Genomic DNA, 26,357 nt, shown 5'->3' on the forward strand with positions numbered 1-26,357 from the left:
GGTGCCCGGGACCGACGACGCCTCCGGTGACCTCCCCGTCACCGGCTCTCTCGTCGTGCCCGCCGGCGCCCTCTCCTGGCGGTTCTCCCGGTCCTCGGGGCCGGGCGGGCAGGGCGTGAACACCGCCGACTCCCGGGTCGAGCTGTCGGTCGCCCCGCTGGACCTGCCGGGGCTCAGCGACCCGCAGCGGGCGCGGCTGGCGTCCCGGCTGGGCGGGCGGCTGGTCGACGGCGTCCTCACCGTCGCCGCCAGCGAGCACCGCCAGCAGCTGCGCAACCGCCAGGCCGCCCGCGAGCGGCTGGCCGCGGTGCTGCGCGCCGCGCTGGCCACGCCGGCGCCGGCCCGGCGCCGCACCAGGCCCACCCGGGGATCGCAGGAGCGCCGGATCGCGGCGAAGAAGCAGCGGGGCCAGCTGAAGAAGCAGCGCGGCTCCTGGGACTAGCTCAGCCGCTGCTGCAGGTGCACGGTGACCTCCTCGCCCGCGCGGCTCTTCCCGATGGCCGAGCAGATCGCCGCCCGCAGCGGCAGCCAGTGCGGGCCCTCGCCCGACGGCATGAGGGTGGCCGCGAAGGCGTGCCCGTCCGCGGTGCCGGTCACCTTCACCGCCCGGCGGGTGCCCAGCAGCTCGGCGGAGTCCGGCACGACCAGGTAGGTGGGGAAGGCGCCGTCCTTCTCGATAGGCGCGGTGAAGGTGAGGTCCAGGGCGGTCGGGGTGCTCATGCCTCCTCTGACCGCCGCGGCGCCGACAACTCATCGCGGCGCCGGCGGAGGAACGCCCGCTCGCGCTCGTTGCCGCACCGCTCGATCGCCTCCCCGTAGGCCGCGACCGCCTCGGCCGGGCGCCCGGCGCGGCGCAGCAGGTCGGCGCGGACGGCGGGCAGCAGGTGCTCGTGCGGCAGCTCCAGCTCCTCGACCAGCGCCAGCCCCGCGGCGGGGCCGTCGAGCTCGGCGACGGCGACCGCGCGGTTGAGCGCGACGACCGGGCTCCGGGTGAGGGCCAGCAGCTGGTCGTAGAGCGCGACGACCTGCCGCCAGTCGGTGCCGGCGGCCGTCGCGGCGTCGCCGTGCACCGCGGCGATCGCCGCCTGCAGCTGGTAGGGCCCCGGCCGGCCCCGCCGCAGGCACCGCCGGACCAGCTCCTGGCCCTCGGCGATCAGCGCGCGGTCCCACCGCGACCGGTCCTGGTCGGCGAGCAGCACGAGGTCGCCCTCGGCGGAGGTCCGCGCCGGGCGGCGGGCCTCGGTGAGCAGCATCAGCGCCAGCAGCCCCAGCACCTCCGGCTCGTCGGGCATCAGCTCGGCGAGCAGCCGGCCCAGCCGGATCGCCTCGGCGCACAGGTCGGGCCGCACCAGCCGGTCGCCGGAGGTCGCGGTGTGCCCCTCGGTGAAGACCAGGTGGACGACGGCGAGCACGGCCGGCAGGCGGTCGGGCAGCTCCGCCTCGCGTGGGACCCGGTACGGGATGCCGGCGTCGCGGATCTTGGCCTTGGCCCGCACCAGGCGCTGGGCCATCGTCGCCTCCGGCACGAAGAACGCCGCCGCGATCTCGGCGGTGGTGAGGCCACCGAGCAGCCGCAGGGTGAGCGCCACCCGGGCGGGCGCGGCCAGCGCTGGGTGGCAGCAGGTGAAGACGAGCCGCAGCCGGTCGTCGTGCACGGGTCCCTCCTCCACGGGCTCGGGGGCGCTGCCGAGCAGCGCGGCCTGCGCGTGCCGGTCGCTGCGCACGGAGTCCCGCCGCCAGCGGTCGATCGCCCGGTTGCGGGCGGTCGTGACGATCCAGCCGGCCGGGCTGGGCGGCACCCCGTCGGCCGGCCACCGCGCGAGGGCGGCGACGAAGGCGTCCTGGACCGCCTCCTCGGCGGCGTCGACGCTGCCGAGGAGGCGGATCAGGACGGCGACCGCCCGGCCGGAGTGCTCGCGGAAGACCCGCCCGACCTCGGCGACGGCGTCGTCCATCGGCTCAGACGGTCCGGGCCACGGGTCGGACCTCGACCGGCAGGCCCCCGAGCACGCGGGTGAGCTTTCCGGCCCAGACCAGCGCCTGGTCCAGATCGGCGGCCTCGATCACGTCGAACCCGCCGACGAACTCCTTGGCCTCGGCGTAGGGGCCGTCGGTGATCAGCACGTCACCGCCCTCGGCGCGGACGACGGTCGATGCCGCCGGCTGGTGCAGGGCCGCGGCGAAGACCCACACCCCCGCCGCCCGCATCTCCTCGGTGAGCGCGGCGAGATCCCTCATCACCGGCTCGAGGAACTCCGGCGGGGGGATCTCGCCGACCGGCTGGACGATGTTCAGCAGGTACTGCGCCATGGCTGCCTCCTGTGGGTGCGGCGCCGGCCGCGTGCCGGTCGCTCACCGCCTGTACGAACGAGGTGCGGCCGGATCGACACCTGTGCGGAAACTCTCCAGCGCCGCCACGGGAGCGCCAGACCTCCGGAGCAGCACGGAGGGTGCAGGTGCGGGCTCCTCAGCCGGCGAGGACGGCGGCCATCATCCGGCGGGCCCGCCGCCCCTCGGGCACCGGCAGCAGGGCGTGCACGTGGACCAGGCCCTCCTCCTCGTGGTGGTCGACCGGCACGCCGGCGGCGCGGGCGCGCTCGACCAGCAGCCGGGTGTCCGGGCTGGTGATGTCGCGGGTGCCGCTGAACACGGTCAGCGGGCCGAGCCCGGCCGGCTCACCGAACAGCGGGCTCACCAGCGGGTCGGTCAGCGGCAGCTCGCCCCGCCAGAGCTCGATCGCGGCCCGGGTGCCGGGCCGGGCCAGCCACGGGTCCTGCGGCTCGACGAGGTCGATCTCGGGGTTGGCGAGCGTCAGGTCGAGCGCGGGGGAGACCAGCACCGTCCGGTGCAGCGGCGGCACGCCCCGGTCGCGGAGCAGCAGCGCGGATGACAGCGCGATCTGCCCGCCCGCCGAATCGCCCATCGCGGTGACCCGCCCGGCGCCGTGCCGCTCGGCCAGCGCGCCGATCAGGTCGGCGACGGCCGGCACCACCGTCGCCGCCGTGCCCACCGGCGCCAGGGGGTAGATCGGCACGGTGATCGCGGTGCCGGTGCGGGCGGTCAGCCCGGCGACCAGCCGCCAGTGCAGCGGGTGGATCTGGTTGACCCAGGCGCCGCCGTGCACGTAGACGGCGGCACCCTCCGGCGTCCGGTCGCGGGGCACGACGCGGTAGACCGGCCAGCCGGTGCCGTGGTGGACGTCCACCTCGATCGTGACGCCGCGGAGCCCCCGGGGAGGCCCGTACGGCGCCGGGCGCACCAGGCGGTCCTGCACGCCCCGCAGCAGGACCTCCGGGTGCTCGAACTCCCGCCGGAAGCGCAGCAGGCGGAGCAGCGGGGGCAGCAGGCGGCCGGCGGGGCTGGGCACGGGACCTCCGGGGGGTCGGGGGTGCGGTCCGGGTGGCGGACGGCGGTCAGCTCAGGGCGAGCGGTTCGCGGACGAGCACCCACAGCGGTAGCTCGTCGTCGCTGGTGCGGGTGGTCTCGGTGACCTGGAAGCCGAAGCCGCGGAAGAAGCGCACGTTGGCCCAGCCGAACACCGCCGCCGCGGCGGGGGTCTTCTCCGCGTCGCAGCGCACCAGCACCGGGGCGAGCACCGCGGCGGCGAGCCCTCGGCGCCGGGACGACGGGCGGACGCCCAGGTGCCGCAGCCGCCAGTGCGGTCGGTCGGGCAGCGCCGCGGTCACCAGCGCCTCGGTCTCGGCGACCACCCGGGCGCGCGGCCCGGACAGGTAGGGCAGCTCGCGGGCCAGGGCGGCGCGGACGTCGTCGGGCAGCGGTCGGGTGCCGGGCGCACCGGGCGGCGGCTCCCACACGGCGACGGCGGTCACGTCGTCGGTCACCCACGCGGTGCCCGTCCCCACCCCGCGGTGCCCGGCGTCGAGCTCGTTCAGCCGGGTGAGCCGCTGCATGCGCCCGTCGTCGGGCAGCGCCCAGCGGGTCCATCGGGAGTCGCCCAGCGCCAGGGTGAGGGTGGCGGCCACGCGCGGCACGTCCCGCTGCTCGGCGGTGCGGACGTCGGGGCCCTCCTCGTCCGGGTCGTCGATCCGCCGGACGGTGGGGCCATGGGTCACCGGGCCATTCGACCACGCCCCGGTGCCCGGGATCGCGGGGCGCCGGAGGACGCCGCCCCGCCGCGACGCCGGGTTCCCGTGGCGGCAGGCGATGCGCCCGGGGGCCACCGCGGTGGCGGGGTGCGGCCGGAGGGCAGAGAGTGGGACCGGTGAGCGGAGAGTGAACCGGTGAGCGAGCCCGCCGACGCCGGCGTTCCCGTCTGGGTCGGCCCGCGGCCGGATCCGGTCATCGCGGACGGCGTGCGGCGGGGCGGCGGCCGGCTCACGGGCTCCGACGAGGCCGAGGCCGTGGTGTGGCTCGACCGGGGGCCGACCGGGCTCGGCGAGCACCTGCACCCGGGCGTGCGGTGGGTGCAGCTGGCCCTCTCCGGCGTCGACTCCTGGGTCGGTCACCCGGTGATGCGCTCGGCAGCGGAGTTCACGGCGGTGCGCGGCATCTACGCGCCGCAGGTCGCCGAGCACGCCCTGGCGCTGCTGCTGGCCGGCGCGCGGGAGCTCGCCCGCGCCGCGCGGAGCACCTCCTGGGACCGCCCGGACACCCGGCTGCTCAGCGGGGCCACCGTCGTCATCGTGGGCGCGGGCGCCATCGGCCGGGAGCTGATCCGGTTCCTCGAGCCGTTCCGCTGCCGCATCGTCGCGGTCAACCGGTCCGGTGCGCCGGTCGACGGCGCCGCCGAGACGCTCCCCGTCGCCCGCCTCGACGAGGCCTGCGCCGTGGGGGACTACCTGGTGCTGGCCGCCCCCGCGACGCCGGCCACCCGGTCGATGATCGGCGCGCATCAGCTCGCCCGCATGCCGCGGCACGGGTGGATCGTGAACGTCGGTCGCGGATCGCTCGTCGACACCGCCGCCCTCACCGCGGCGCTGAGCGAGGGGACCGTCCGGGGTGCCGCCCTGGACGTCACCGACCCCGAGCCCCTGCCGCCGGACCACCCGCTGTGGCGCGAGCCCGGCTGCGTGATCACGTCGCACTCGGCGAATCCGGCGGACGCGCGGTTGTCCGCGCTCGCCGACCGCGTGGCGGAGAACGTGGCCCGCTTCGCCCGCGGGGAGCCGCTGCTCGGCTCCATCGACCCCGAATCGGGCTTCTAGGCGACCACCAGCGGAGGTGCAGCGATGACGGAGAAAGCCACCGGCGTCGGCCGGAACATGTCGTCCTACGGGGACGCCGGCTTCAGCCGGTACCTGCGGGCCGCGTTCCTGGCCGGGGCCGGCTACGACGCGGACGACCTCGGCCGGCCGTTCGTGGGCATCGCCGACCTGAGCTCGGACTACAACCCCTGCCACCGGCTGATGCCCGGGCTGGTGGAACAGGTGAAGCGCGGGGTCCTGCAGGCCGGCGGACTGCCCTTCGTCTTCCCCACGATCAGCCTGCACGAGAGCTTCGTCGCGCCGACCATGCTGTACCGCAACCTCCTGGCGCTGGAGACCGAGGAGATGATCCGCGCGCAGCCGATGGACGCCGTGGTCCTGCTCGGTGGCTGCGACAAGACCGTGCCGGCGCAGCTGATGGCGGCCGCGTCGTCGGACGTGCCGGTCGTCGTGGACGTGGTCGGCTCGATGCTGGCCGGGTCGTGGGAGGGCGAGCGCCTGGGCGCGTGCACCGACTGCCGCAGGTTCTGGGCGCGGCACCGCAGCGGTGAGCTGGACGAGGCCCGGATCCGCCAGGTGGAGGGCTCGCTGGTCAACACCGCGGGGACCTGCATGGTGATGGGCACGGCATCGACCATGGCGGCGGTGACCGAGGCGCTGGGGATGATGGTCCCGGGCGGGGCGACGCCCCCGGCCCCGTCCGGCGACCGGCTGCGGCACGCCACCGCGACCGGGCGCCAGGCGGTCGCGCTGGCCCTGGAGCCCCGGCTGCCCCGCGAGATCATGACCCGCGAGGCGTTCGGGAACGCCCTCACCGTCATGTCGGCCATGGGTGGTTCGACGAACGCGATCATCCACCTGCTCGCGGTGGCCCGGCGGGCCGGTGTCGACCTCACGCTGGACGACTTCGACCGGGTGTCGGGGGAGACCCCGCTGCTGCTGGACCTCAAGCCCTCCGGCGCCGGCTACATGGAGGACTTCCACAACGCCGGCGGCGTGCCGGTGCTGATGAAGGCGCTGGAGCCGCGGCTCGCGACCGGGCACGTCGGCGTCACCGGCCGGTCGCTCGGCGAGCAGCTCGCGGAGGTCCGGCCGCCGGCGTCGTGGCAGACCGTCGTCCGGACCCTGGAGGCGCCGCTCGGTGCCGGTGGCGCCCTGGCGGTCCTGCGGGGGTCGCTCGCACCGGAGGGGGCGGTCATGAAGGTGTCGGCCGCGACCCCGGATCTGCTGCGCCATCGGGGGCCGGCGCTGGTCTTCGATTCGCCGGAGGACGCCGCCCGGCGGATCGACGCCCCCGACCTGGACGTCACCGCCGACTCCGTCCTGGTCCTGCGCAACGCCGGGCCCATCGGGGCGGGGATGCCCGAGGCGGGGTCGCTGCCGATCCCGCGGCGGCTGGCCGAGGCCGGCGTCCGCGACATGGTCCGGGTCTCCGACGCGCGGATGAGCGGCACGTCCTACGGGACGGTGGTGCTGCACTGCGCTCCGGAGAGCGCGGCCGGCGGGCCGCTGGCCCTCGTGCGGGACGGGGACCTGATCGAGCTCGACGTCGGCGAACGGCGCATCGACCTGCTGGTCGACGCCGAGGAGCTCGAGAAGCGGCGCGCGGACCTGCCCGCGTTCCCCGTGCCGGAGCGCGGCTGGCGGCGGCTGTACGCGACCACGGTGCTCTCGGCGTCCGAGGGCGCCGACATGGACTGGCTGTAGCGGGCCGCCCCGGGCCCGCCGGAGCGGCTCAGCTCCAGGGGCTGGTCTGGTACCGCCGCACGACGTCCTCGTCGAAGCCGAATCCGATGCCAGGGGTCGTCGGCAGCACCAGGCTCCCGTCGCGCACCTCCAGCTGGGTGTCCACCAGCTCGCGGAAGTTGAGCACGCTGGAGTCGGCGAAGTACTCGACGAAGGTGGCGTTCGGGGTGGCACCCACGAGGTGCACGTGGAGGTCGTGGAACCAGTGGGGGGCGACCGGGATGCCGTAACTGGCGGCGGTCCCGGCGATCCGCCGGAACTCGGTGACGCCGCCGGCCACCGCGGCATCGGTCTGCAGGATCGCGGCCGCCTCCTTGTCGAGCAGCTCCTTGTGCCGCCAGCGGCCGGCCTCGATCTCGCCGGTGGCCACCGGGATGGAGGTGCTCCGGGCCAGCCGGGCGTGGTTGTCGATGTCGTCGGGGGAGAACGGCTCCTCGATCCAGTACGGGTCGTAGGCCTCGAAGCGGCGCACCGTCCGCAGTGCGGTGGGCAGGTCCGGCCAGGCGTTGTTGGCGTCGAGCATCACCAGCACGTCGGGGCCGACGGCGTCCCGCACGGCGGCGAGGCGCTCCTCCTCCTGCGCCGGCGCCAGGCGGCCGACCTTGATCTTCACCGCCTGGAACCCCTGGTCCACGTACCCGCGCGCCTCCCCGGCCAGCGCCTCGGGGGTCTTGCCGTCCTGGTAGTAGCCGCCACTGGCGTACGCCGGCACCGTGTCGCGGTGCACCGCCCCCAGGAAGCGCCACAGCGGCAGCCCCACGGCCCGCGCGTTGTGGTCCCACAGGGCGATGTCGATCGCGCTGAGCGCCCGCATGGTCGAACCCGTCCGGCCGTGCAGCAGCCCCTCCTGGTACATCTCCCGCCAGAGGCCCTCCACCCGGTACGGGTCCTCGCCGACGACCAGCCCGGCGAACAGGTCGCGGACCGCGGCCGCGACCACGGCGCCGCCCGAGGTGCCGGCGTAGTTGAAGCCGATGCCCTCCACCCCGTCCTGGTCGCGCACGCGGACCAGGCAGTACTCCCGGGCCACCACGCCCCGGGTGGAGAACGACAGCGGCCGCTCCAGCGGTACGCGGACCGTGCAGGCCTGGACGTCGGCGACGACTGACACGAGAGCTCCCGGAGGCGAGGTGGGCTGGCCGCGGACCCGCCACGGGAGCCCGGGTGCCCATTACACGCCACCCGAGGCGCCGCCGTCCTGTCGTCACGGGGCCGTGGTCGCCCGGCTGCACCGCCCGCGACCGCGCCGGGCAACCGGACGGGGGCCGCCCCCGGGATGGGAGCGGCCCCCGTCGGAGGTCCTGCGGTCGGTCGTCGGTCAGGCGACGTCGAACCCCGCGCGGTCGACCTTGCGGTGGTAGCGCTCGCCGAGCTTGCCGCCGAGGATGGCGCCGAGCAGCGTGACGAGCAGGATCGCGACCAGCGTGATGATGCCCGCGGTGGTGGCGGTGCCCTCGTCGATCGGGATGCGCGGCAGGTTCAGCTGCTGGAGCACGTTGTACTCGGAGCCGAACACCAGCCCCAGCACCGCCAGCGCGATGACCACGAGCAGGCCGATCACCCACACGGCGATGCCCTGCCGGACGCCGTCGAAGCGCGCCATGCGGCCGGCGACGTACCCGCCCGCGTAGTAGGCGAGGAACAGGACCACCAGCAGCACGATGCCGCCGACGATCCCGACGGTGTCGGCCTGGTCGGCGACGTCCTCGGCGGCGTCCCCGACCGAGGACACCCCCTCGGTGAGGCCGAGGGCCAGGCCGGCGGCGCTCAGCAGCGCGACGAGGAGGACGGCGAGGCCGTTCGCGGAGAGCCAGCCGAAGAACGCCGCTCCCCACTTGATGCCGCCGTAGCGGGAGTGCTGGGCGTCGACGGCGTCGCGGGCGACCCCGCGCGTGGAGTGCGCACCGTCGGCGCCGGGGGTGGCGCCGTCGCCGGGATGGGCTGCAGGTGTGGACATGACGGAGCTCCTCGGGGAGGGGACGGCCGGCGGGGTGCCGGGCCGGGGGGTGGCGGGAGCCGGCGGATCGCCGGCCCCCGCCGGGGCCTCAGCGGCGCGGGTTCGTGCCGTCGCCGTCCAGCTCGATCTGCTCCTTGCGGACCTGCTCGTTCACGGTCACCTGCTCGGTCACCGTCTCGGTGTCCAGGCGGACGCGCTCGACCGGCACGGCCTCCTTCTCCACCACGGGGCGCTCGGCGTGGAGGACGACCTCGTGCTCCTCCTCGCTGATCGCCGGGCCGTCGAGGGCGTTGCCCACGTTGGCGTCGGTGATCGGCTCGCGCTCGAGGCGGACCTCCTCGCGGGTCACCGGCACCGTCTCGGTGACGTTCTCGCTGACCACGTACTTGCGCAGCCGGGCGCGGCCGGACTCCTCGGACCGGGTGCCGACCCGGAGCTGCTCCTCCGACCGCGTCATGGCGTTGTCCGTGGTGGGACCGGAGGTGTCGTGGCCGACGCTGCCCCGGGTGTCGGTGCCGGTCGTGCCCGTCGTCCGGGCCGTGCCGGTGGTCTCGGTCCTGCCGGTGGTCTCGGCCCTGCCGGTGGTCTCGGTCATGCCGACCGTGGTGTCCGTGGTGCCGGTGCCCAGGCCGTAGTAGCGGTAGAGCTCCTGCTCCTCGGCCGGCGACAGGTGCCCGTCGGTGTCGATGTGCGGGGCGTTCTTGACCTTGTCCTTGTCGTAGGGCACCCGCAGCTCCTCGCCGGAGACGTCGGCCTGCGCCAGGGGCACGAAGGCCTCCTTGGTGCCGAACATGCCGGTGCGGACGGTCGCCCACTCGGGGCGGCCGGTCTCGTCGTCGAGGTAGACCTCGCCGACGGTGCCCAGCTTGCCGTCGGGCCCGACGGCGGTGCTGCCGATGACTGCGCTCAGCTGCTGCTCGGTGATCACGTGCTGCTCCTGGGTTCGAGGCGGGATGGGTCGGCCGCCCCGGTGCGTGCTCTCGGAGCGCGGCCTTTCCGTCGATGCCCGGTCGCTTACGTTGTAAACGGATCACCCCGGCAACTCCGCGGGCCGCTACGACGGCCGCGGATCACCCCGGCGCGGACTCCGCGACTCCTGCCGGACCGCCTCCAGGCGCCCCAGGAGGTTCTCCAGCGCCTCCTCGAACTCGGCGGCCGACTCGTCCAGGGAGAGCAGCGACTCCAGCCGGACGACGGTGGGGTAGTTGCGTAGGTCGGTGCTCTCCGCCGCGTCGGGCACCCCCTCGGGCTGGTCCTCCGGGCTGATCTTCACGCCCTTCTGCGAGACCTCCAGGAGCAGGTGCCCGAGCAGGAAGCTCGAGTACGCGCGGTAGGCCGCGACGGCGGCCTCCTCGGTGAACCCGCTGTCGAGCATCGCCTCGAGGAACGACTCCACCCAGCGCAGGCTGCGCAGCGGCGGGCGCACCCACGGGGCCGCCGGCGGGCGGGTGGCGACGAGCGGGAACACCTCCGGGTGCGCCAGCGCGATCCGCCGGACGCCGTGGGCGAGGCGCTGCAGGTAGTCCTGCCAGCCGTGCGAGACGCCGAGGTGGACGTCGGGGTCGCCGTACAGCTCGTCGATCACCGACTCGACGACCCCGTCGAGCAGCTGCTCGCGGCCGGGCACGTAGCGGTAGAGCGCCATGGCCTCCACGCCCAGGTAGGAGCCCAGCCGCCGCATCGTCAGGGCGTTGAGGCCGTTCGCGTCGATGAACTCGATCGCCGCGCCGAGGATCCGGCGCCGGTCCAGCCCGCTGCGCCCGGCGCCCGGGGGCGCGGCCGGGATCGCGGCGGCGGTGCCGCCGCGCCCTTCGGGGCTGTCGGGATCGGCGCGCGGGTCCGGCTCGGTCATCGGGCGCTCCTCCCTCGGCTCGGTCTGCGGTGCCCATCCTGCGTCCCGGCAACCGCACACTCCCCGGCGGGCCCGTGTGAGGGGGACGGAACACAGCGTTGACACCGAGGTCGAGGAAGGGACACGACCGCCGCCCACGCTGGTCGCCGTGTCCACCGACGTCGTCCCCGCGCCCGCCCGGCCGGGGGGCTGCGTCTCGCGGACCACGGAGACCCACTGCCCCTACTGCTCGCTGCAGTGCGGCATGGCGGTCACCGCCGGCGCCCGCCCGGCGACCCTCGTGCCGCTGGACTTCCCGACCAACCGGGGCGGGCTGTGCTCCAAGGGGTGGTCGTCGGCCGAGCTGCTCGACCACCCCGAGCGGCTGCTGCGCCCGCTGGTGCGAGCCGTGCCCGGCGACCGCACCAGCCCGCTGGTGGAGACGACGTGGGACGACGCCCTCGACCGGGTGGTGGCCGCGATCAGGGCGACCCAGCAGGTCCACGGCCGGGACGCCGTCGGCTGCTTCGGCGGCGGGTCGCTGACCAACGAGCAGGCGTACCAGTTCGGCAAGTTCGCCCGCGTCGCGCTGCGCACGTCGGCCATCGACTACAACGGGCGCTTCTGCATGTCCTCGGCCGCGGGGGCGGCCAACCGCGCGTTCGGGCTGGACCGCGGGCTGCCCTTCCCGCTGTCGGACGTCGCCGAGGCCGACGTCGTCGTGCTCGTCGGCAGCAACCCCGCCGACACGATGCCGCCGGCCATGCAGTGGTTCGACGCCGGCCGCGAGCGCGGGGCGCAGCACGTCGTCGTCGACCCGCGCCGCACGGCCACCGCCCGCAACGCCGCCCTGCACCTGCAGCCGCTGCCGGGCACCGATCTCGCGCTGGCCAACGGGCTGCTGCACATCGCGATCGCCGAGGGGCTGGTGGACGAGGCCTACGTCGCCGCGCGCACCACCGGCTTCGACGCCGTCCGGGCCGGCGTCGCCGGCTACTGGCCCGACCGGGTCGAGCGGCTGACCGGGGTCCCGGTCGCCGACCAGCGGCGGACGGTCTTCGCCCTGGCCCGCGCGGACAAGGCGATGGTCCTCACCGCCCGGGGCGCCGAGCAGCACCGCAACGGCACCGATACCGCGCAGGCGTGGATCAACCTGGCCCTCGCCCTCGGGCTGCCCGGGCGGCGGGGGAGCGGCTGGGGCACCGTGACCGGCCAGGGGAACGGGCAGGGCGGCCGGGAGCACGGCCAGAAGGCCGACCAGCTGCCCGGCTACCGGTCGCTGGCCGATCCGGCCGCGCGTGCGCACGTCGCCGCCGTCTGGGGCGTCGACCCCGACGACCTGCCGCTGCCCGGGAGGAGCGCCTTCGAGCTGCTCGACGCGCTCGGCAGCGACGGCGGCGTCCGCACCCTGCTGGTGCTCGCCTCCAACGTCGCCGTCTCCGCGCCCGACGCCCGCCGGGTGATCAGCCGGCTGCGCGGCCTGGACTTCCTCGCCGTCAGCGACTTCTTCCTGTCCGAGACCGCCGAGCTCGCCGACGTCGTCCTGCCGAGTGCCATGTGGGCGGAGGAGGCCGGCACCATGACCAATCTCGAGGGGCGGGTGATCCGCCGGCGCCGGGCGCTGGACCCGCCTGCCGGGGTGCGCGACGACCTGCAGCTGCTCGCGGAGCTGGCCGGCCGCCTCGGGGTGGGGGAGCGGTTCAGCGGCGACCCGGAGACGGTGTTCGAGGAGCTGCGCCGGGCCAGCGCCGGAGGAACGGCGGACTACTCGGGGATCAGCTACCGGCGCATCGACGAGGAGCGCGGCGTCTTCTGGCCGTGCCCCGCGACGGAGGACCGCGCCGCTCCGCACCCCGGCACGCCGCGGCTGTTCACCGAGCGGTTCGCGACGCCCGACGGGCGGGCGCGCTTCCTGCGGGTGGAGCACGCCGACGCCGCCGAGCGCCCCGACGCCGACTACCCGCACGTGCTGACCACCGGCCGGGTGCTGGCGCAGTACCAGTCCGGCACCCAGACCCGCCGCTCCCGCAGCCTGCAGCTGGTGGCGCCCACCCCGCGCGCCGAGCTGCACCCCGACCTCGCCGCCGCCCTCGGCGTGGCCAACGACGACGTGGTCGAGCTGGCCACCCGCCGCGGCCGGGCCCGCTTCCACGCGCAGGTGACCGACGCGATCCGCCCGGACGTGGTGTTCGTGCCCTTCCACTGGGGTGGCGGCGCCAGCGCCAACGCGCTGACCGGCGCCGACGCGCTGGACCCGGTGTCGAAGATGCCGCCGTTCAAGGTCTGCGCCGTCGCGGTCACCCGGGTCTCGGGGCCCGAGGAACGCGTTCCGCCGCCGGCCCCGGCCACCCAGCCCCGTCCGTCGGAACGCCGCCCGCCCGCCGCCCCCGCACCGCACCCGCCGTCCCGCACGCCCGCCTCGACGACGATCCGGAGAACCCCCGTGAAGAGCACCCCCCGCTTCCTGCAAGGCGTCTTCCCGATCACCGGGGAGGGGCTGGCCAAGCCCGGCCCGGTGGACCCCGCGCTGCGCTACACCGTGCCCGCAGGCAGCAGCGCCCAGGCGCTGTACTTCCGCGGCGGGAACTCGACCGGCGAGCTGGTGTACGTGCTGCTCGTCCGGGACGGCGAGCCGGTGCGCTGGTTCCCGATCGGCGCGCGGGCCGACACCCACGTGCCGCTGCGCGTGGTGGAGGACCTGCCCGGCGGCTCGGTCGTGGAGCTGCACGCCGCGGCGCCCGAGGGCATCACCGGCGAGATCGTGGTCGACCTCGGGCTGGTGGAGGTCTGATGGCGCCGCGGACGGACGCACCGGTCCTCGGCGCGCGGCGCGCCGCCACCACCACGCTGCGGCTCGACGACGAGCTGGACGCGCGCGGCCGGCTGGTCGTGGTCGGCAACGGCATGGCCGGTGCGCGGCTGGTCGAGGAGGTGCTCGAGCGCGGCGGCGGGGAGCAGTTCCGCATCACGGTCTTCGGCGACGAGCCGCACGGCAACTACAACCGGATCATGCTCTCGCCGGTCCTGGCCGGGGAGTCGCACGAGGACGACATCGTCCTCAACTCCCACGACTGGTACGCCGACAACGACATCGACCTGCGGGCCGGTGTGCGCGTCGAACGGATCGACACCGCCGCCAAGCAGGTGCACGCCGCCGACGGCAGCGTCACCCCCTACGACCACCTCGTCCTGGCCACCGGCAGCCACTCGTTCATCCCGCCCATGGCCGGGGTGCGCCGCAAGGACGGCGAACTCCTCCCCGGCGTCTACGGGTTCCGCACCATCGACGAGACGCGGGCGATGCTCGAGGCCACCGGCCGGTGCCGGCGCGCGGTGGTGATGGGCGGCGGGCTGCTCGGCCTCGAGTCCGCCCGCGCGCTGCAGGGCCACGGGCTGCAGGTGGAGCTCGTGCACGCGATGCCGTGGCTGATGAACGCCCAGCTGGACGCCGAGGCCGGCGCGATCCTGAAGAAGAGCGTCGAGTCCCTCGGCATCTCGGTGCACCTCGACGTCCTGGCGACGGAGGTGCTGGGCGCCGAGCGGGTCGAGGGGGTGCTGCTCGGGGACGGCCGGCGGCTGGACTGCGACCTGCTCGTGGTGGCGGCGGGAGTCCGCCCGCACGCCGACGTCGCCGTCCGCTCCGGGCTGGAGGTGCAGCGGGCGATCGTCGTGGACGACCAGCTGCGCACCGACGACCCCGACGTCTACGCGATCGGTGAGTGCGCGCAGCACCGCGGCGAGGTGTACGGCTTGGTGGCGCCGGCCTGGGAGCACGCGAAGGTGCTCGCCGACGTCCTCACCGGCACCGACCCGCAGGCGGAGTACCACGGCAGCCGCACCGCCACGAAGCTCAAGGTGGCCGGGGTCGACGTCGCGGTCATGGGGGTCAGCACCCCGCAGCGGGACGACGACGAGTTCCTGGTGATCTCCGAGCCGAAGCGCGGCGTGCACCTCTCGGTGGTCATCCGCGACGACAAGCTGGTCGGCGCCACCCTGCTCGGCGACACCCGCAAGGTCGCCTTCCTCACCCAGGCCTTCGACCGCGGCGCCCCGCTGCCCGAGGAGCGGATCCGGCTGCTGGTCGACCTCTCCGACGGGGCGGCCGAGGTCGGGGTCGCGGAGATGCCGCACGACAGCCAGGTGTGCAACTGCAACGGTGTCTCCAAGGGCGACATCTGCGGGGCGGTGACCGCCGGCTGCGGCAGCGTCGGCGCGGTCATGGACCGCACCCGCGCGGGCAAGGGCTGCGGCTCCTGCAAGTCGCTGGTGAAGCAGATCGTCGAGTGGGCCGCCGACGGCGACCTCGCCGAGGACCCCGCCGCGTCCTGGTACGTGCCCGGCATCCCCATGCCGAAGCCGGAGCTGGTGCGGGCCATCCGGGAGCACGACCTGCGCAGCGTCTCCGCGGTCTTCGCGGCGCTCGCCCCCGACGGCAGGGACGACGCGAAGTCCAAGATGGGCCTCACCTCGCTGCTCAAGATGATCTGGGGCACCGACTACCTGCCGGAGAAGGACGCCGAGTTCATCAACGACCGCGTCCACGCCAACATCCAGCGCGACGGCACCTTCTCCGTCGTCCCGCAGATGAAGGGCGGGGTGACCACGCCGGCCCAGCTGCGGCGGATCGCCGACGTCGCCGAGAAGTACGAGGTGCCGATGGTCAAGGTGACCGGCGGCCAGCGGATCGACCTGCTCGGCGTCCGCAAGGAGGACCTGCCGGCCCTGTGGGCCGACCTCGGCATGCCCTCGGGTTACGCGTACGGCAAGAGCATGCGCACGGTGAAGACCTGCGTCGGGTCGGACTTCTGCCGGTTCGGCCTCGGGGACTCCACCCAGCTCGGCATCGACCTGGAGACGCGGTTCCAGGGCATCGAGAGCCCGGCGAAGATGAAGCTCGCCGTCGTCGGCTGCCCGCGCAACTGCGCCGAGGCCTACGTCAAGGACGTCGGGGTCGTCGCGGTCGGCAACGGGAAGTGGGAGGTCTACGTCGGCGGCGCCGCCGGGGCCACCGTCCGCAAGGGGGACCTGCTGGCCACCGTCGACTCCCCGGAGGCGGTGATCGAACTGGCCGGGCGGTTCATGCAGTACTACCGGGAGAACGCCAACTGGCTGGAGCGCACCTACGACTTCGTGCCCCGCGTCGGGCTCGAGAGGATCAGGACGGTGCTGCTGGAGGACGGCGAGGGCATCGTCGCCGACCTCGACGCCGGGATGCAGCGCTCGATCGACGCCTACACCGACCCGTGGGGCCAGGACGCCGCCACGCCGGCCACCCCCGGGCAGTTCCGCCCCTCGCTCCCGCTGGTCGAGCTGCCGAAGGTGCCGGTCCGATGACCGCCGCGCACGTGGAGACCGCCCGCCCGACCACCCCGGGCACCGAGCTCGGGACGCCCGCCACCGAGGTGTCCACCCCGGGCCCGGCCGCACCGGTGCGCGGGAAGGAGCACGTCGTCGGCCGGGTGGCGGACATCCCGTCGGGCGAGGGCCGGGCGTTCGTCGCCGGCGGGGTGCAGGTGGCGGTGTTCCGGATGCGGGACGGCTCGCTGCACGCGACCCAGGCCGCCTGCCCGCACGCCGGCGGACCGCTGGCCGACGGGCAGACCGACGTCGACGTGCTGGTCTGCCCGCTGCACCTGTACGCCTACCGGTGGTCCGACGGCGCCTCGACCAGCGGGGCGGCCCCGGTCCGCGTGTACCCGGTGCGCGAGCAGGACGGCGCCTTCGTCGTCACCGTCTGATCCCTACGGGTGCATGCGGGCGCCCTTCACCACCTTGTCGACGACGTTCTTCGGCCCGTGCAGCGCCACCCCGACCAGGTCGAGGTCGGCGCCGCGGACCGCCCGCACCGCGGCGCGGTTCTCCGCGTCGCCACCGGTGGCGAAGAGGTCGGCGGTGAACACCGACGTGGGCAGGCCCCGCTGCACCGATCGCTCGCGGGCCTGCGCCAGCACCTGCGCCAAGCCGGTCATCACCAGCACCGGCTGCCGGATCATGGCCAGGTACCCGGTGCCGTCGGCGTCCTCGTACGGGCGGCCGATCAGCTCGGGGATGGCCGCGGCCACCGCACCGGCCAGGAACGCCGTGACGTTGAGCTCCTGCCACGGCAGCAGGCCCTCGCGCAGGAGGACGACGATCTTCGTCGGCCACGGCGGGCCGGCCTCATCGGCGTCGGGGGTGGTCACGGGCGCGGTCTGAGCGGTCGTCACGCCGGTCAGCGTCGCGCCGCCGCCGCCCCCCGGTCTTGTACGTTCCTGACGTGACCGGCCCGGCCGAGGTGGTCGCCTGGCGCCCGCGGGTGCCGGGCCTGACCGAGGTGCTGCACGCCCGGTTCACCGACCACGCCTACCCCGCGCACACCCACGACGCGTGGACGCTGCTGCTGATCGACGACGGCGCGGTGCGCTACGACCTCGACCGGCACGCGCACGGTGCGTCCCCGGCGGCGGTCACCCTGCTGCCGCCCGGTGTGCCGCACGACGGCCGGTCGCAGTTCCCCGGCGGGTTCCGCAAGCGGGTGCTGTACCTGGAGCCGGTGACCCTCGGCGCGGACCGGGTGGGCCGGGCGGTGGACCGGCCGGCGTTCGCCGACCCCGTGCTGCGGGCGCGGGTCTCGGAGCTGCACGCCGCGCTCGGGCCGCATCCCGAGGACCTCGAGGCGCAGAGCCGGCTGGCGTTCGTGCTGGAGCGGCTGGGCCAGCACCTGGACCGGATGGTCACCCCGCCCGGGGCCCCGCGGGATGCCGGGTCCGCCGACGCGCTGCGGGAGCTGCTGGACGCCCACGTGGTGGAGGGGGTCGACCTCACCGTCGCCGCAGGGCGCCTCGGCGTCTCGCCGACCCACCTGGTGCGCGCCTTCACCCGGCGGCACGGGCTCCCGCCGCACCGCTACCTCACCGGCCGGCGGATCGACCTGGCCCGCCGGCTGCTGCTCGACGGGCTGCCGGCCGGCGAGGTGGCGGTGGCCGCGGGCTTCTACGACCAGGCCCACCTGACCCGGCACTTCCGCCGCATGCTCGCCACCACGCCGGCCGCCTACGCCCGCTCCGCCTGAACCCGCACCGCCTGGACCGCTCCGCCTGACCCCTACCGGTCGGCGGGCCGCGCGCGCACGTGCATCCGCTCGCCCTGCGGGCCGACCAGGATGAGGGTCTCGGCCGGCTCGGCGAACGGGTTCGAGAAGGCGTGCGGCACGCGGGTGTCGAACTCCACCACCTCGCCGGGGGCCAGCACGAAGTCGCGGGCGCCGAGCAGCAGCCGGATGCGACCGGAGAGGACGTAGAGCCACTCGTACCCGTCGTGCACCTTCTGCTCGGTGTTGCCGACCTGCCAGTGCGGCGGGAACAGCTGCTTGTAGGCCTGCAGCCCACCGGTCTGGCGGGTCAACGGCACCAGCGTCATGCCGTCGCGCCGGATCGGGTGGCCGTGCACCCGGGGGTCGACCGGCGCCGGCGCGTCGACCAGGTCGTCGAGGGCCACCCCGTAGGCGCGGGCCAGGGGCAGCAGCAGCTCGAGCGTCGGCCGGCGGCCGCCTGACTCCAGCCGCGACAGCGTGCTCACCGAGATGCCGGTGTCCTCGGCGATCTCGGCGAGGGTCCGCCCGCGCTCGGTGCGCAGCGCCCGCAGCCGCGGGCCCACGTTCTCCAGGACGTCGTCGTCGCTCATGCCGGCCAGCTTGCCATTCCAGCAACCATGATTGCCATCGTGCGCCGTCCGGGTCCACAGTTGGGGTCATGGACGAGCGGTACGACGTGGTGGTCATCGGAGGCGGCGCGGCGGGGCTGAGCGGAGCGCTCACCCTCGCCCGCGCCCGGCGCAGCGTGCTGGTGGTGGACGCGGGCGAGCCCCGCAACGCACCGGCCGGGCACGTGCACAACTACCTCGGCCGGGAGGGCACCCCGCCGGCCGAGCTGTACGCGATCGGACGGGGTGAGGTCGAGAGCTACGGCGGGACGGTCGTGACCGGCCGGGTGGTCGCGGTCCGCCGTGAGGACGACGGCTTCGTCGCCGACCTGGACGGCGGCGCCGCGGTGCGGGCGCGCCGGCTGCTGCTGGCCACGGGCCTGACCGACGAGCTGCCGGAGATCCCGGGCGTGGCCGAGCGGTGGGGGAGCACGGTGCTGCACTGCCCCTACTGCCACGGCTGGGAGGTGCGCGACCGGGCCGTCGGCATCGTGGCCCGCGGAACGTTGGGGGTGCACGGTGCGCTGATGTGGCGGCAGTGGACCGACGACGTCGTGCTGTTCCTGCACACCGGGTCCGAGCCCACGGCCGACGAGCTCGAGCAGCTGGCCGCCCGGGACGTGCGGATCGTCCGCGACGAGGTGGCGGCGCTCGAGGGCGGCGCGGACGTCCGGCTCGCCTCGGGGGAGGTGGTCGCCCGGGACGCGGTCGTCGTCGCGCCGGTCTTCGGCGCGAACGCGGGCCTGCTCGCCGGGCTCGGCGCCACGCCGGTGCCGATGGAGATGGGCGGCACCGTGATGGGCACCCACCTGCCGGCCGACCCGACCGGGCGCACCGACGTCCCCGGCGTCTGGGTGGCCGGCAACGCCGGCGACCTCGGCGCGCAGGTGATCGTCGCGGCGGCTCAGGGGTTGCGGGCCGGCGCCATGATCAACGGTGACCTGACCACCGAGGAGACCGCGGCCGCGGTGGCCGCGCGGCGGAGCGTGGCGGCATGAGCGAGCTCGCGAGCGAACGAGGAGCACAGCTGCCTGCGCGAACGCGGCCGACGAGCGCCGGCGAGGAGGACTCGTGAGCGCGATCGACCGGGAGACCTACGACGAGTTGTACCGCTCGGCCCCGGCGGTGTGGAGCGGCCGGGCCAACCGGCAGCTCGTCGTCGAGGCGGCCGACCTGCCGCCGGGCCGGGCGCTGGACGCGGGTAGCGGCGAGGGCGGCGACGCGCTGTGGCTCGCCGAGCGCGGGTGGCGGGTGACGGCGGTCGACTTCTCGCCGGTCGCCCTGGAGCGGGCCGGCCGGGCCGCCCGCGCCCGTGGCCTGGACGACCGGGTGGAGTGGGTGCACGCCGACCTCGACTCCTGGACCCCGCCGGCGGGGCGGTTCGACCTGGTCACCGCGCACTACCTGCACGCGACCTGGACCGACCGCGCGGCGCTGTTCCGCCGGCTGGCCGCGGCCGTCGCGCCGGGGGGCACCCTGCTGGTCGTCGGTCACCTGCACGGCGAGGCCTGGGGCCACGGGGAGCACCACCGGCACGACCCCGGTGCGCTCTACACCGCGGACGACGTCGCCGCGGTGCTCGATCCGGCGGAGTGGCCCGACGTCGTCACTGCGACCCGCGAGCGCGACGCCGGGGCGGCGGAGCGCACCGGCAACCCGGTGCCCGACACCGTGCTGGTCGCCCGGCGGCGGATCCCGGTGGGCTAGCTGCCGGCGTCGGTCGGGTCGGCTCCCGGGCCGCGCACGGTGGGTGCCGACGGGACGTGCGGCCGGCGGCGGGCCGGCACCCCGCGGCGGTCGGGGAGGCGGTGGTGGTGCGCCTCCTCGGCCAGCTGGCGGGCGGCGACCAGCGAGGCGCTCTCCGGTCTCTCGTCGTGCCTGGTGCGCGTCACCGGCTCCCCTTCCGTCCGTCCTCCTACGAGGAAGACGTCCCGAGGGGGCGGAAACGACCACGCCGGCAGGTCACGATCAGGTAACGATCCCCGGCAGTGGTCAGCTGCGCGGCAGTCCCATGTCGGCCAGGGCCGCGGCAACGGCGTCGTCCCGCAGCATCTCGAGCACCAGCAGCCGGTGCACCAGCACGCCCCGGCGGGTCAGCCGCAGGTCGGCCATCCGGAGCCGGGGCAGCGCGGCGCCACCCGGCCGCGCCTGGGCCGGCGGAGGGTCGAGCAGACCGCTGCGCTGGAGGTCGGCGAGGTCCTCACGGGCGCCCCAGGCCGCCCACCCCCGCGGCTCCTCCTCCAGGGGGGCCATGGGCAGCGGCACCCGGTCCCGGCGGCCCACCGCGGCCAGCAGCGCCAGCTGCCGCCAGCTGAGCGTCCCGGCCAGCTGCAGGGCCCGGCCGACGACCGCGCCGTCGACGTCGGGGGAGACGGCGACCTCGGCCAGCAGGTAGCCCAGGTGCCGGACCCGGCGCTCGTCGGTCGAGCGCCGCGCCGCGGCCACGACCGACTCGGCGACCTCGTCGGCGACCGGCCGGCTGCCGGGACGGGCGTCGAAGAAGCCGTCGCTGCGCACCGGCCGGCCGGCGCGGTGCACCGTCACGGCGTGCTCGACGGCGAAGGCGAGCACGGCACCGGCGCGGACGCGCTCCCGGTCGGCCGTGATTCCCGCGGTCTGCTCGGCGGCGGTGCGCAGCGTCGCGGCGAACAGGTCGCTCACCTGCACCCGGGCCGCGGCCGGCTCGTAGACCACCGCGGCCGCGGCGTCGCTCATCGACCCGGCGACGGGGCCGCCCGCCCGGATCAGCGTGCGCCCGGTGCTGGTCTCCTCGGCTGCGGTCACGCGGTGATCTTCGTCCGTCCGGCCGGGCGGCTGCACCCCGGGACGGCCCGGCCTCACCCGCGCGGGCCACGCGGAGGGCGCCGGGCCCGGCCCGAGGGGCCGGGCCCGGTGGGCGGAGCGGTCAGACCCCCGCGCGCTGCATCAGCGTGCCGCGGCGCAGGTACACGAACCACGTCACCGCCACGCAGGCGATGTAGAACCCGCAGAACGACAGCAGCGCCGTCTCCACCCCGCCGGTCGCGCCGTAGGACTCCGAGACGATCCGCGGGATGAACACCGCCCCGAGGGCGCCGACCGCCGAGATGATGCCGACGGCGGCGGCGGTGTCGCGGCGGGCGCGGTAGAGCACCTCGGCCGGGGTGTCGGCGGGGTGGCCGGCGGCGGCCTCGGCCCGGTAGATGATCGGGATCATCCGGTAGGTGGAGCCGTTGGTCATGCCCACGACCGCGAAGAGCACGAGGAAGCTGGCGAGGAAACCGCCGAAGCTCTCCGCCCGCAGGAACGCGATGGCGCCGCCGATGGCGACGGCCTGGCCGACGAAGGTGACCACGGTGACCTTCGCGCCACCCACCCGGTCGGCCAGCCAGCCGCCGAACGGGCGGGACAGCGAGCCGACCAGCGGGCCGAGGAAGGCGTAGCGGTAGGTGTCGGCGGCGAACTCGTTGGCGAGCACCAGGGGGAAGGCGCCGGAGAAGCCGATGAACGAGCCGAACGCACCGATGTAGAGGAACGACATCACCCAGGTCTGCTTGCGGCGGGCGATCGCGGCCTGGTCGGCGACGTTGGCCCTGGCGCCGGACAGGTTGTCCATGCCGAACCAGGCGCCGGCGATCGCCAGTGCGATGAACGGCAGCCAGATGAGCGCGACGTTCTGCACGTAGCGGGCGTCGCCGGCCTCCGTCGTCCCGGTGCTGCCGCCCACGACGGCGATGGCGCCGGCCGTGACCGCGAGCGGCCCGACCAGCTGGATGATCGCCACCCCGATGTTCCCGCCGGCGGCGTTGAGGCCGAGCGCGAAGCCCTTCTCCTTGTCCGGGTAGAAGAACGAGATGTTGGCCATCGAGGAGGCGAAGTTGCCGCCGCCGAAGCCGCAGGTGATCGCGGTCAGCACCCAGAACCAGTAGGGCTGGGCGGTGGTCGCCGCGACGGTCAGCAGCGTCACCGGCACCAGCAGCAGCGCGGCGCTCACCACCGTCCAGTTCCGGCCGCCGACCAGCGCGGGCATGAACGTGTACGGCACCCGCATGATCGCGCCGACCAGGCCCGCGGTCGCCACCAGCCAGAACAGCTGGTCGCTGGTGAAGCCGTAGCCGATCGAGGCGAGGACGGCGGTGGCGATGCTGAACATCTGCCACACGCTGAAACCGATGTTCTCGGCCAGCACCGACCATCCCAGGTTCCGCCGGGCGACCGGCCGGCCCTGGGGCGAGGCCCAGAACGCGGCGTCCTCGGGGTTGTAGTCCTCGATCCACCTCGCCCGCCGTTGTGCCCCGCGCCGGGTACCCCGCGGTGACTGGTCGGGGGGCGCGGAGGCCGGTTCGGCCGCGGCGCCGGGCGGACGGACGGTGGGGGTGGAGGTCATGGCGCGACGCTAGGAACGAGCCGTTTCCCCGGCGGCGCGCGCGCATGACGTCCCGGGAACGGTCCGCTCACCGCGCCGCGCAACCGCGGTGAGGGCCGGAGCGGTGGGAGTTGTCGGCGTCCACTGCCACGATGACGCCATGCCGCGTGACGCCGTGCCCACCGACGCCGTGCCCACCGACGCCGTGCCCACCGACGCCGTGCCCACCGACGCCGTGCCCACCGACGCCGTGCCCACCGACGCCGTGCCCACCGACGCCGTGCCCACCGACGCCGTGCCCACCGACGCCGTGCCCACCGACGCCGTGCCCACCGACGCCGTGCCCACCGACGCCGTGCCCACCGACGCCGTGCCCACCGACGCCGTGCCCACCGACGCCGTGCCCACCGACGCCGTGCCCGTCGACGAGCGGCCGATCGAGGTCCGCCCGGCCACCGTGTTCGACGACGTCGCGACGATGGTCGGGCCCCGGCGGCCGGACGCGAACGTGTGCTGGTGCCTGAGCTACCGCATCCCCTCGAAGGAGAACCAGGCGCTGCAGGGCCCGGCGCGCGGTGAGCGCGTGCGGCAACTGGTCGCCGAGGATCCACCGCCCGGCGTGCTCGCCTACGACGGCGCCGAGGTCGTGGGCTGGGCGGCGGTCCACCCGCGCGCCGACACGACCTTCGCCCGCAACCGGAAGATCCCGCGGATCGACGACCTGCCGGTGTGGTCGCTGTGGTGCGTCCGGGTGCGCCCCGGCCACCGCGGGCGGGGCATCAGCCATTCCCTGATCAGCGGCGCAGTCGCGTTCGCCCGGGCGCAGGGCGCGCCCGCCGTCGAGAGCTACCCGGTGGACAACGACGGCGCGAAGGTCGACCTCACCATGGCCTACGTGGGCACCCGGGCGATGTTCGAGCGGGCCGGTTTCGTGCACGCCGCCGACACCGACTCGGTGCTCAACGGCTTCCCGCGCGTGCTCATGCGGCTGGATCTCCGCGGGGCGGAGCGCTAGACGGCGAGGCGGTAGCCGCGCTTGACCACGGTCTCCACCAGCGGTGCCCCCAGGGCGGCCCGCAGCCGGGTCACCGCCATCTCCACCGCGTGCCCGTCCCCGCCGCCGGGCAGGGCGGCCACCAGCTCCGGCCGGGGGACGACGTGCCCCGGCCGCCGGGCCAGCTCGCGGAGCACGGCCAGCGAGCCGGGCGCCAGCTCGACCAGCTCCCCGTCGACGACGGCGGCGTGCCCCCGCACCTGCAGCGTGTGCGCTCCCACCTGCAGCACCGGGTCGCGCGCGGGCAGCCGGGCGACGACCTCGCGGGCCAGCGCCCCCAGCCGCGACCGCTCCGGGTACGTGTACGGGATGCCGGCCGCCTCGAGCGGGCCGCCGGTGACCGTGCCGACGGCCACGGCGAGCACCCGGTCGCCGAACGCGGCCACCAGCGCCTCGCGCTGCCCCAGCTCCCCGGCGACGTGCAGCAGGCTGGCGGCGGCCGGCGCGCTGGTGAAGGTCACCGCGTCGACGCTCCTGGCGATGATCGCGGCGACCAGCCGCCCCACCGGCGCGACGTCCTCGGGCAGCACCCAGCGGTAGACCGGGACGGTCAGCACGTCGGCGCCGGCCGCGCGGAGCCCGGAGACGAGGTCGGGGAGTGGATCACCGTGCAGCTGGACGGCGATCCGCCGGCCCTCCAACGGCCCCTCGGCACCGGACAGCAGGTGCTCGAGCACCTCGGCCGAGGACTCCGACTCCGGCGACCACGCGTCGACGAGCCCGCCGCCGCGGATGGCGCCGCGCGCCTTCGGGCCGCGGGCCAGCACCCGCGAACCCGACAGGTGCGCAACCAGGGGCAGGTCCCAGGCGTCGGCCGCCTCCAGCCAGCCCCGGAAGCCGACGCCGGTGGTCGCGACGACCAGGTCGACCGGGGCGGCGAGCACCCGGCGGGTGGCCGCGACCAGTTCGGTGTCGTCGGACAGCGGCACGATCCGGATCGCCGGGGCGTACAGGACCCGGGCGCCGCGGCGGTCGAGCAGGGCGCCCAGCTCCTCCTTCCGCCGGGCCGCCGTCACCGCGACGGTGTAGCCGGCCAGCGGGAGGTCCGGTCCGGCCGGGTGCTCGTCCTGCTCGGTCACATCTCCCCCTCGCGCCGGTGCCGCACCATGGTCCGACCTCGGGGTTACGGGAATGTGTCGGGCCTCCGTGCGAGGCGCGCGACGGCGGTCGTCACGGCTGCTTCCAGCGGGCCAGCAGCACCGACGCGTCATCCTGCAGGAGGCCGCCCTGGTGGTCGAGCACGGCGGCGGTCAGCCGGCGGACGGTCTCCGCCGGGGGCTGGCCGGCGCCGATCGCGCGGGTCAGGAACTCCGCGAGGCGCTGCTCGCCGAACCACGTGCCGTGGGCGTCGCGGGCCTCGGTGATGCCGTCGGTGTAGAGCGCCAGCCAGTCGCCGGGCTGCAGCATCTCCTCACCCACCACCAGACCCCGGGAATCCAGCCCGAACGGCACCCGCCGGCCGCCCTCGAGCTGCTTGACCACCCGGCCGTCACGGAGCAGGAGCGGGGGCGGATGCCCGGCGTTGACGTAGCGCAGCCGGCCGGAACCCACCTCGACCTCGCCGATGACACCGGTCACGAACTGGCTGCCGGGGAACTGCCGGGCGACCACCTCGTCGATCGCGCCGGCCTGGTCGAACACGCTGCGGCCGTCCCGGCGGGCGCTGCGGTACCCGGCCAGCGTGGCCGCGGTCATGAGCCCGGCGTGCATGCCGTGGCCCACCGCGTCGAAGATGGCGAGCGACACCGCCTGCTCGGACAGTGCGTAGTCGAAGGCGTCGCCGCCGATGTCGTAGCTCGGTTCCAGCCGGCCGGCGAGCACGAAGGACTCCGTGGCGGCGGTCAGCGGGGGCAGCTGCTGCCAGACGAGCTCGGCGGAGGGCGACATGGGCCGGATCCGCCGCGGACGCTCCAGCCCGTCCCCGTAGACCTCGACCGAGGCGAGGACGTGCCCGAGCAGCGAGGCCAGCCACCGGCACTGGTCGCGCAGCGCCGGGTCGTACAGCGCCGCCGCGTCCTCGACGCGGACCTCCAGCACCCCCAGCCGGTCGGCCCCGTCGACGACCGGCACCCACAGCCGCGGCCGGCCGTCCCGGTCCGAGGAGACCACCTGCGAGGTCCGGAACGCCCGACCGGCCATCGTGCTCCCCACGTCCAGCCGCCGCCGGCCGGCGGCGCCCGCGTGGCCGAGCCGGACGAGGCAGCGCTGCTCGTGGTCGATCCGGTGCACGGTGACGTCGACGCCGAGCGCCCGGCCGGCGTCCCCGACGAGGGCGGGGAGCCGCTCGGGCGGTGCGGTCCCGGCCGCCTCCAGGAGGGTCACCACCGCGGCCAGCGGGCCGGTGCTCGGCCGCCCCGTCCGGAGCGTATGGGTGTAGGGCACCCGGTGGCGGGCGAGCAGTTCGTCGAGGCGTTCGTTGACGGCGTGCGCCAGCAGGTCGTGCTGGTCGTCGGGAAGGGTCGCGAGTCCGCTGAGGTAGGCGTCGACCTCCATGAGGTCGGCGGTGCCGCCCAGGGCGAAGTAGCGGACCCACAGCTGCTCGAGGGACAGGTCGGCGTGTGCGTAGCCGGCCACGAGGG

26 protein-coding genes are annotated in these 26,357 nt (G+C 75.5%); 10 read left to right on the forward strand and 16 right to left on the reverse strand.

Annotated elements, in window-relative coordinates; all coding sequences use genetic code 11:
• Position 1 precedes the first annotated feature (1 nt).
• Positions 2–442 (forward strand): alternative ribosome rescue aminoacyl-tRNA hydrolase ArfB, encoded by a 441-nt coding sequence (gene arfB / locus BD833_RS18605; RefSeq protein WP_166534646.1) that lies wholly within the window; start codon positions 2–4, stop codon positions 440–442.
• Here the strand turns inward: arfB and BD833_RS18610 are convergent.
• The 5 genes from BD833_RS18610 to BD833_RS18630 all read right to left on the reverse strand — a co-directional run bounded on the left by BD833_RS18610 (position 439) and on the right by BD833_RS18630 (position 4,073).
• Positions 439–720, reverse strand: a complete 282-nt coding sequence (locus BD833_RS18610; protein WP_166534647.1) for a DUF1905 domain-containing protein — start codon at positions 718–720, stop codon at positions 439–441. The genes arfB and BD833_RS18610 overlap by 4 nt on opposite strands.
• Positions 717–1,955 (reverse strand): RNA polymerase sigma factor, encoded by a 1,239-nt coding sequence (locus BD833_RS18615; protein WP_166534648.1) that lies wholly within the window; start codon positions 1,953–1,955, stop codon positions 717–719. The genes BD833_RS18610 and BD833_RS18615 overlap by 4 nt, the downstream gene beginning before the upstream one ends.
• Positions 1,956–1,959: 4 nt before the next feature.
• Positions 1,960–2,310 carry a YciI family protein gene (locus BD833_RS18620; protein ID WP_166534649.1) on the reverse strand — a complete coding sequence of 117 codons (351 nt, stop codon included), beginning with the start codon at positions 2,308–2,310 and terminating at the stop codon, positions 1,960–1,962.
• A 157-nt stretch (positions 2,311–2,467) separates the two neighbouring features.
• On the reverse strand, positions 2,468–3,367 hold the full coding sequence (locus BD833_RS18625; RefSeq protein WP_166534650.1) for an alpha/beta hydrolase fold domain-containing protein: 900 nt from the start codon (positions 3,365–3,367) through the stop codon (positions 2,468–2,470).
• A 46-nt stretch (positions 3,368–3,413) separates the two neighbouring features.
• Positions 3,414–4,073 carry an N-acetyltransferase gene (locus BD833_RS18630; RefSeq protein ID WP_166534651.1) on the reverse strand — a complete coding sequence of 220 codons (660 nt, stop codon included), beginning with the start codon at positions 4,071–4,073 and terminating at the stop codon, positions 3,414–3,416.
• A gap of 168 nt (positions 4,074–4,241) precedes the next feature.
• On the opposite strand from BD833_RS18630, the gene BD833_RS18635 reads away from it, so the two are divergent.
• A complete protein-coding gene (locus BD833_RS18635) occupies positions 4,242–5,165 on the forward strand; it encodes an NAD(P)-dependent oxidoreductase (protein ID WP_166534652.1) in 924 nt (307 codons plus the stop codon).
• A 24-nt stretch (positions 5,166–5,189) separates the two neighbouring features.
• Positions 5,190–6,872, forward strand: a complete 1,683-nt coding sequence (locus tag BD833_RS18640) for a dihydroxy-acid dehydratase (protein ID WP_166534653.1) — start codon at positions 5,190–5,192, stop codon at positions 6,870–6,872.
• A gap of 28 nt (positions 6,873–6,900) precedes the next feature.
• Here the strand turns inward: BD833_RS18640 and BD833_RS18645 are convergent, their stop codons facing one another.
• From BD833_RS18645 to BD833_RS18660, 4 genes are all read right to left on the reverse strand, one after another.
• On the reverse strand, positions 6,901–8,022 hold the full coding sequence (locus BD833_RS18645; RefSeq protein ID WP_166534654.1) for a mandelate racemase/muconate lactonizing enzyme family protein: 1,122 nt from the start codon (positions 8,020–8,022) through the stop codon (positions 6,901–6,903).
• 207 nt (positions 8,023–8,229) lie between these two features.
• Positions 8,230–8,868: a hypothetical protein gene (locus BD833_RS18650; protein WP_166534655.1), complete on the reverse strand. Its 639-nt coding sequence runs from the start codon at positions 8,866–8,868 to the stop codon at positions 8,230–8,232.
• A gap of 88 nt (positions 8,869–8,956) precedes the next feature.
• On the reverse strand, positions 8,957–9,796 hold the full coding sequence (locus tag BD833_RS18655) for a DUF2382 domain-containing protein (protein WP_166534656.1): 840 nt from the start codon (positions 9,794–9,796) through the stop codon (positions 8,957–8,959).
• Positions 9,797–9,922: 126 nt separating this feature from the next.
• Positions 9,923–10,720 carry a TetR/AcrR family transcriptional regulator C-terminal domain-containing protein gene (locus tag BD833_RS18660; protein WP_166534657.1) on the reverse strand — a complete coding sequence of 266 codons (798 nt, stop codon included), beginning with the start codon at positions 10,718–10,720 and terminating at the stop codon, positions 9,923–9,925.
• A 148-nt stretch (positions 10,721–10,868) separates the two neighbouring features.
• Between BD833_RS18660 and BD833_RS18665 the strand changes: the two genes are divergently transcribed.
• Genes BD833_RS18665 through BD833_RS18675 form a run of 3 tightly spaced genes read left to right on the forward strand, consistent with a single transcriptional unit; the run spans position 10,869 to position 16,437 of the window.
• Entirely contained in the window at positions 10,869–13,490 is a 2,622-nt protein-coding gene (locus BD833_RS18665; protein WP_243737790.1) for a molybdopterin oxidoreductase family protein, read from the forward strand.
• Positions 13,490–16,033: a nitrite reductase large subunit NirB gene (nirB, locus tag BD833_RS18670; protein WP_208092761.1), complete on the forward strand. Its 2,544-nt coding sequence runs from the start codon at positions 13,490–13,492 to the stop codon at positions 16,031–16,033. Before BD833_RS18665 ends, nirB begins: the two co-directional genes overlap by 1 nt.
• A complete protein-coding gene (locus BD833_RS18675) occupies positions 16,030–16,437 on the forward strand; it encodes a Rieske (2Fe-2S) protein (RefSeq protein ID WP_166534658.1) in 408 nt (135 codons plus the stop codon). The genes nirB and BD833_RS18675 overlap by 4 nt, the downstream gene beginning before the upstream one ends.
• A gap of 3 nt (positions 16,438–16,440) precedes the next feature.
• Here the strand turns inward: BD833_RS18675 and BD833_RS18680 are convergent, their stop codons facing one another.
• Positions 16,441–16,905: a DUF2000 domain-containing protein gene (locus BD833_RS18680; RefSeq protein ID WP_166534659.1), complete on the reverse strand. Its 465-nt coding sequence runs from the start codon at positions 16,903–16,905 to the stop codon at positions 16,441–16,443.
• 50 nt (positions 16,906–16,955) lie between these two features.
• Here BD833_RS18680 and BD833_RS18685 point away from each other — a divergent pair, with 50 nt between their 5' ends.
• Positions 16,956–17,750 (forward strand): AraC family transcriptional regulator, encoded by a 795-nt coding sequence (locus tag BD833_RS18685; protein ID WP_166534660.1) that lies wholly within the window; start codon positions 16,956–16,958, stop codon positions 17,748–17,750.
• A 32-nt stretch (positions 17,751–17,782) separates the two neighbouring features.
• Here BD833_RS18685 and BD833_RS18690 read toward each other — a convergent pair whose 3' ends face one another.
• On the reverse strand, positions 17,783–18,361 hold the full coding sequence (locus BD833_RS18690) for a helix-turn-helix domain-containing protein (RefSeq protein ID WP_166534661.1): 579 nt from the start codon (positions 18,359–18,361) through the stop codon (positions 17,783–17,785).
• Positions 18,362–18,429: 68 nt separating this feature from the next.
• On the opposite strand from BD833_RS18690, the gene BD833_RS18695 reads away from it, so the two are divergent.
• Positions 18,430–19,377 (forward strand): NAD(P)/FAD-dependent oxidoreductase, encoded by a 948-nt coding sequence (locus BD833_RS18695; protein ID WP_166534662.1) that lies wholly within the window; start codon positions 18,430–18,432, stop codon positions 19,375–19,377.
• Positions 19,378–19,450: 73 nt separating this feature from the next.
• Positions 19,451–20,086, forward strand: coding sequence for a class I SAM-dependent methyltransferase (locus tag BD833_RS18700; protein ID WP_166534663.1), 636 nt, complete (start codon positions 19,451–19,453; stop codon positions 20,084–20,086).
• Here the strand turns inward: BD833_RS18700 and BD833_RS18705 are convergent.
• From BD833_RS18705 to BD833_RS18715, 3 genes are all read right to left on the reverse strand, one after another.
• Positions 20,083–20,271 carry a hypothetical protein gene (locus BD833_RS18705; RefSeq protein ID WP_166534664.1) on the reverse strand — a complete coding sequence of 63 codons (189 nt, stop codon included), beginning with the start codon at positions 20,269–20,271 and terminating at the stop codon, positions 20,083–20,085. The two genes, BD833_RS18700 and BD833_RS18705, sit on opposite strands and share 4 nt — an antisense overlap.
• A 100-nt stretch (positions 20,272–20,371) precedes the next feature.
• Positions 20,372–21,163, reverse strand: a complete 792-nt coding sequence (locus tag BD833_RS18710) for a hypothetical protein (RefSeq protein ID WP_166534665.1) — start codon at positions 21,161–21,163, stop codon at positions 20,372–20,374.
• 121 nt (positions 21,164–21,284) lie between these two features.
• Complete coding sequence (locus BD833_RS18715; RefSeq protein ID WP_166534666.1) at positions 21,285–22,745, reverse strand: MFS transporter; 1,461 nt, start codon at positions 22,743–22,745, stop codon at positions 21,285–21,287.
• A 139-nt stretch (positions 22,746–22,884) separates the two neighbouring features.
• Here BD833_RS18715 and BD833_RS23100 point away from each other — a divergent pair, with 139 nt between their 5' ends.
• A complete protein-coding gene (locus BD833_RS23100) occupies positions 22,885–23,739 on the forward strand; it encodes a GNAT family N-acetyltransferase (protein WP_243737791.1) in 855 nt (284 codons plus the stop codon).
• On the opposite strand, the gene BD833_RS18725 is transcribed toward BD833_RS23100, so the two are convergent.
• Together BD833_RS18725 and BD833_RS23335 are read right to left on the reverse strand one after the other, a co-directional pair.
• Positions 23,736–24,857, reverse strand: a complete 1,122-nt coding sequence (locus BD833_RS18725) for a uroporphyrinogen-III synthase (RefSeq protein ID WP_243737792.1) — start codon at positions 24,855–24,857, stop codon at positions 23,736–23,738. The two genes, BD833_RS23100 and BD833_RS18725, sit on opposite strands and share 4 nt — an antisense overlap.
• Positions 24,858–24,948: 91 nt before the next feature.
• Complete coding sequence (locus tag BD833_RS23335) at positions 24,949–26,352, reverse strand: PP2C family protein-serine/threonine phosphatase (protein ID WP_279536033.1); 1,404 nt, start codon at positions 26,350–26,352, stop codon at positions 24,949–24,951.
• Positions 26,353–26,357 lie beyond the last annotated feature (5 nt).

Origin of the sequence: Blastococcus xanthinilyticus (assembly GCF_008124835.1) — a bacterium.
Lineage (GTDB): Bacteria > Actinomycetota > Actinomycetes > Mycobacteriales > Geodermatophilaceae > Blastococcus > Blastococcus xanthinilyticus.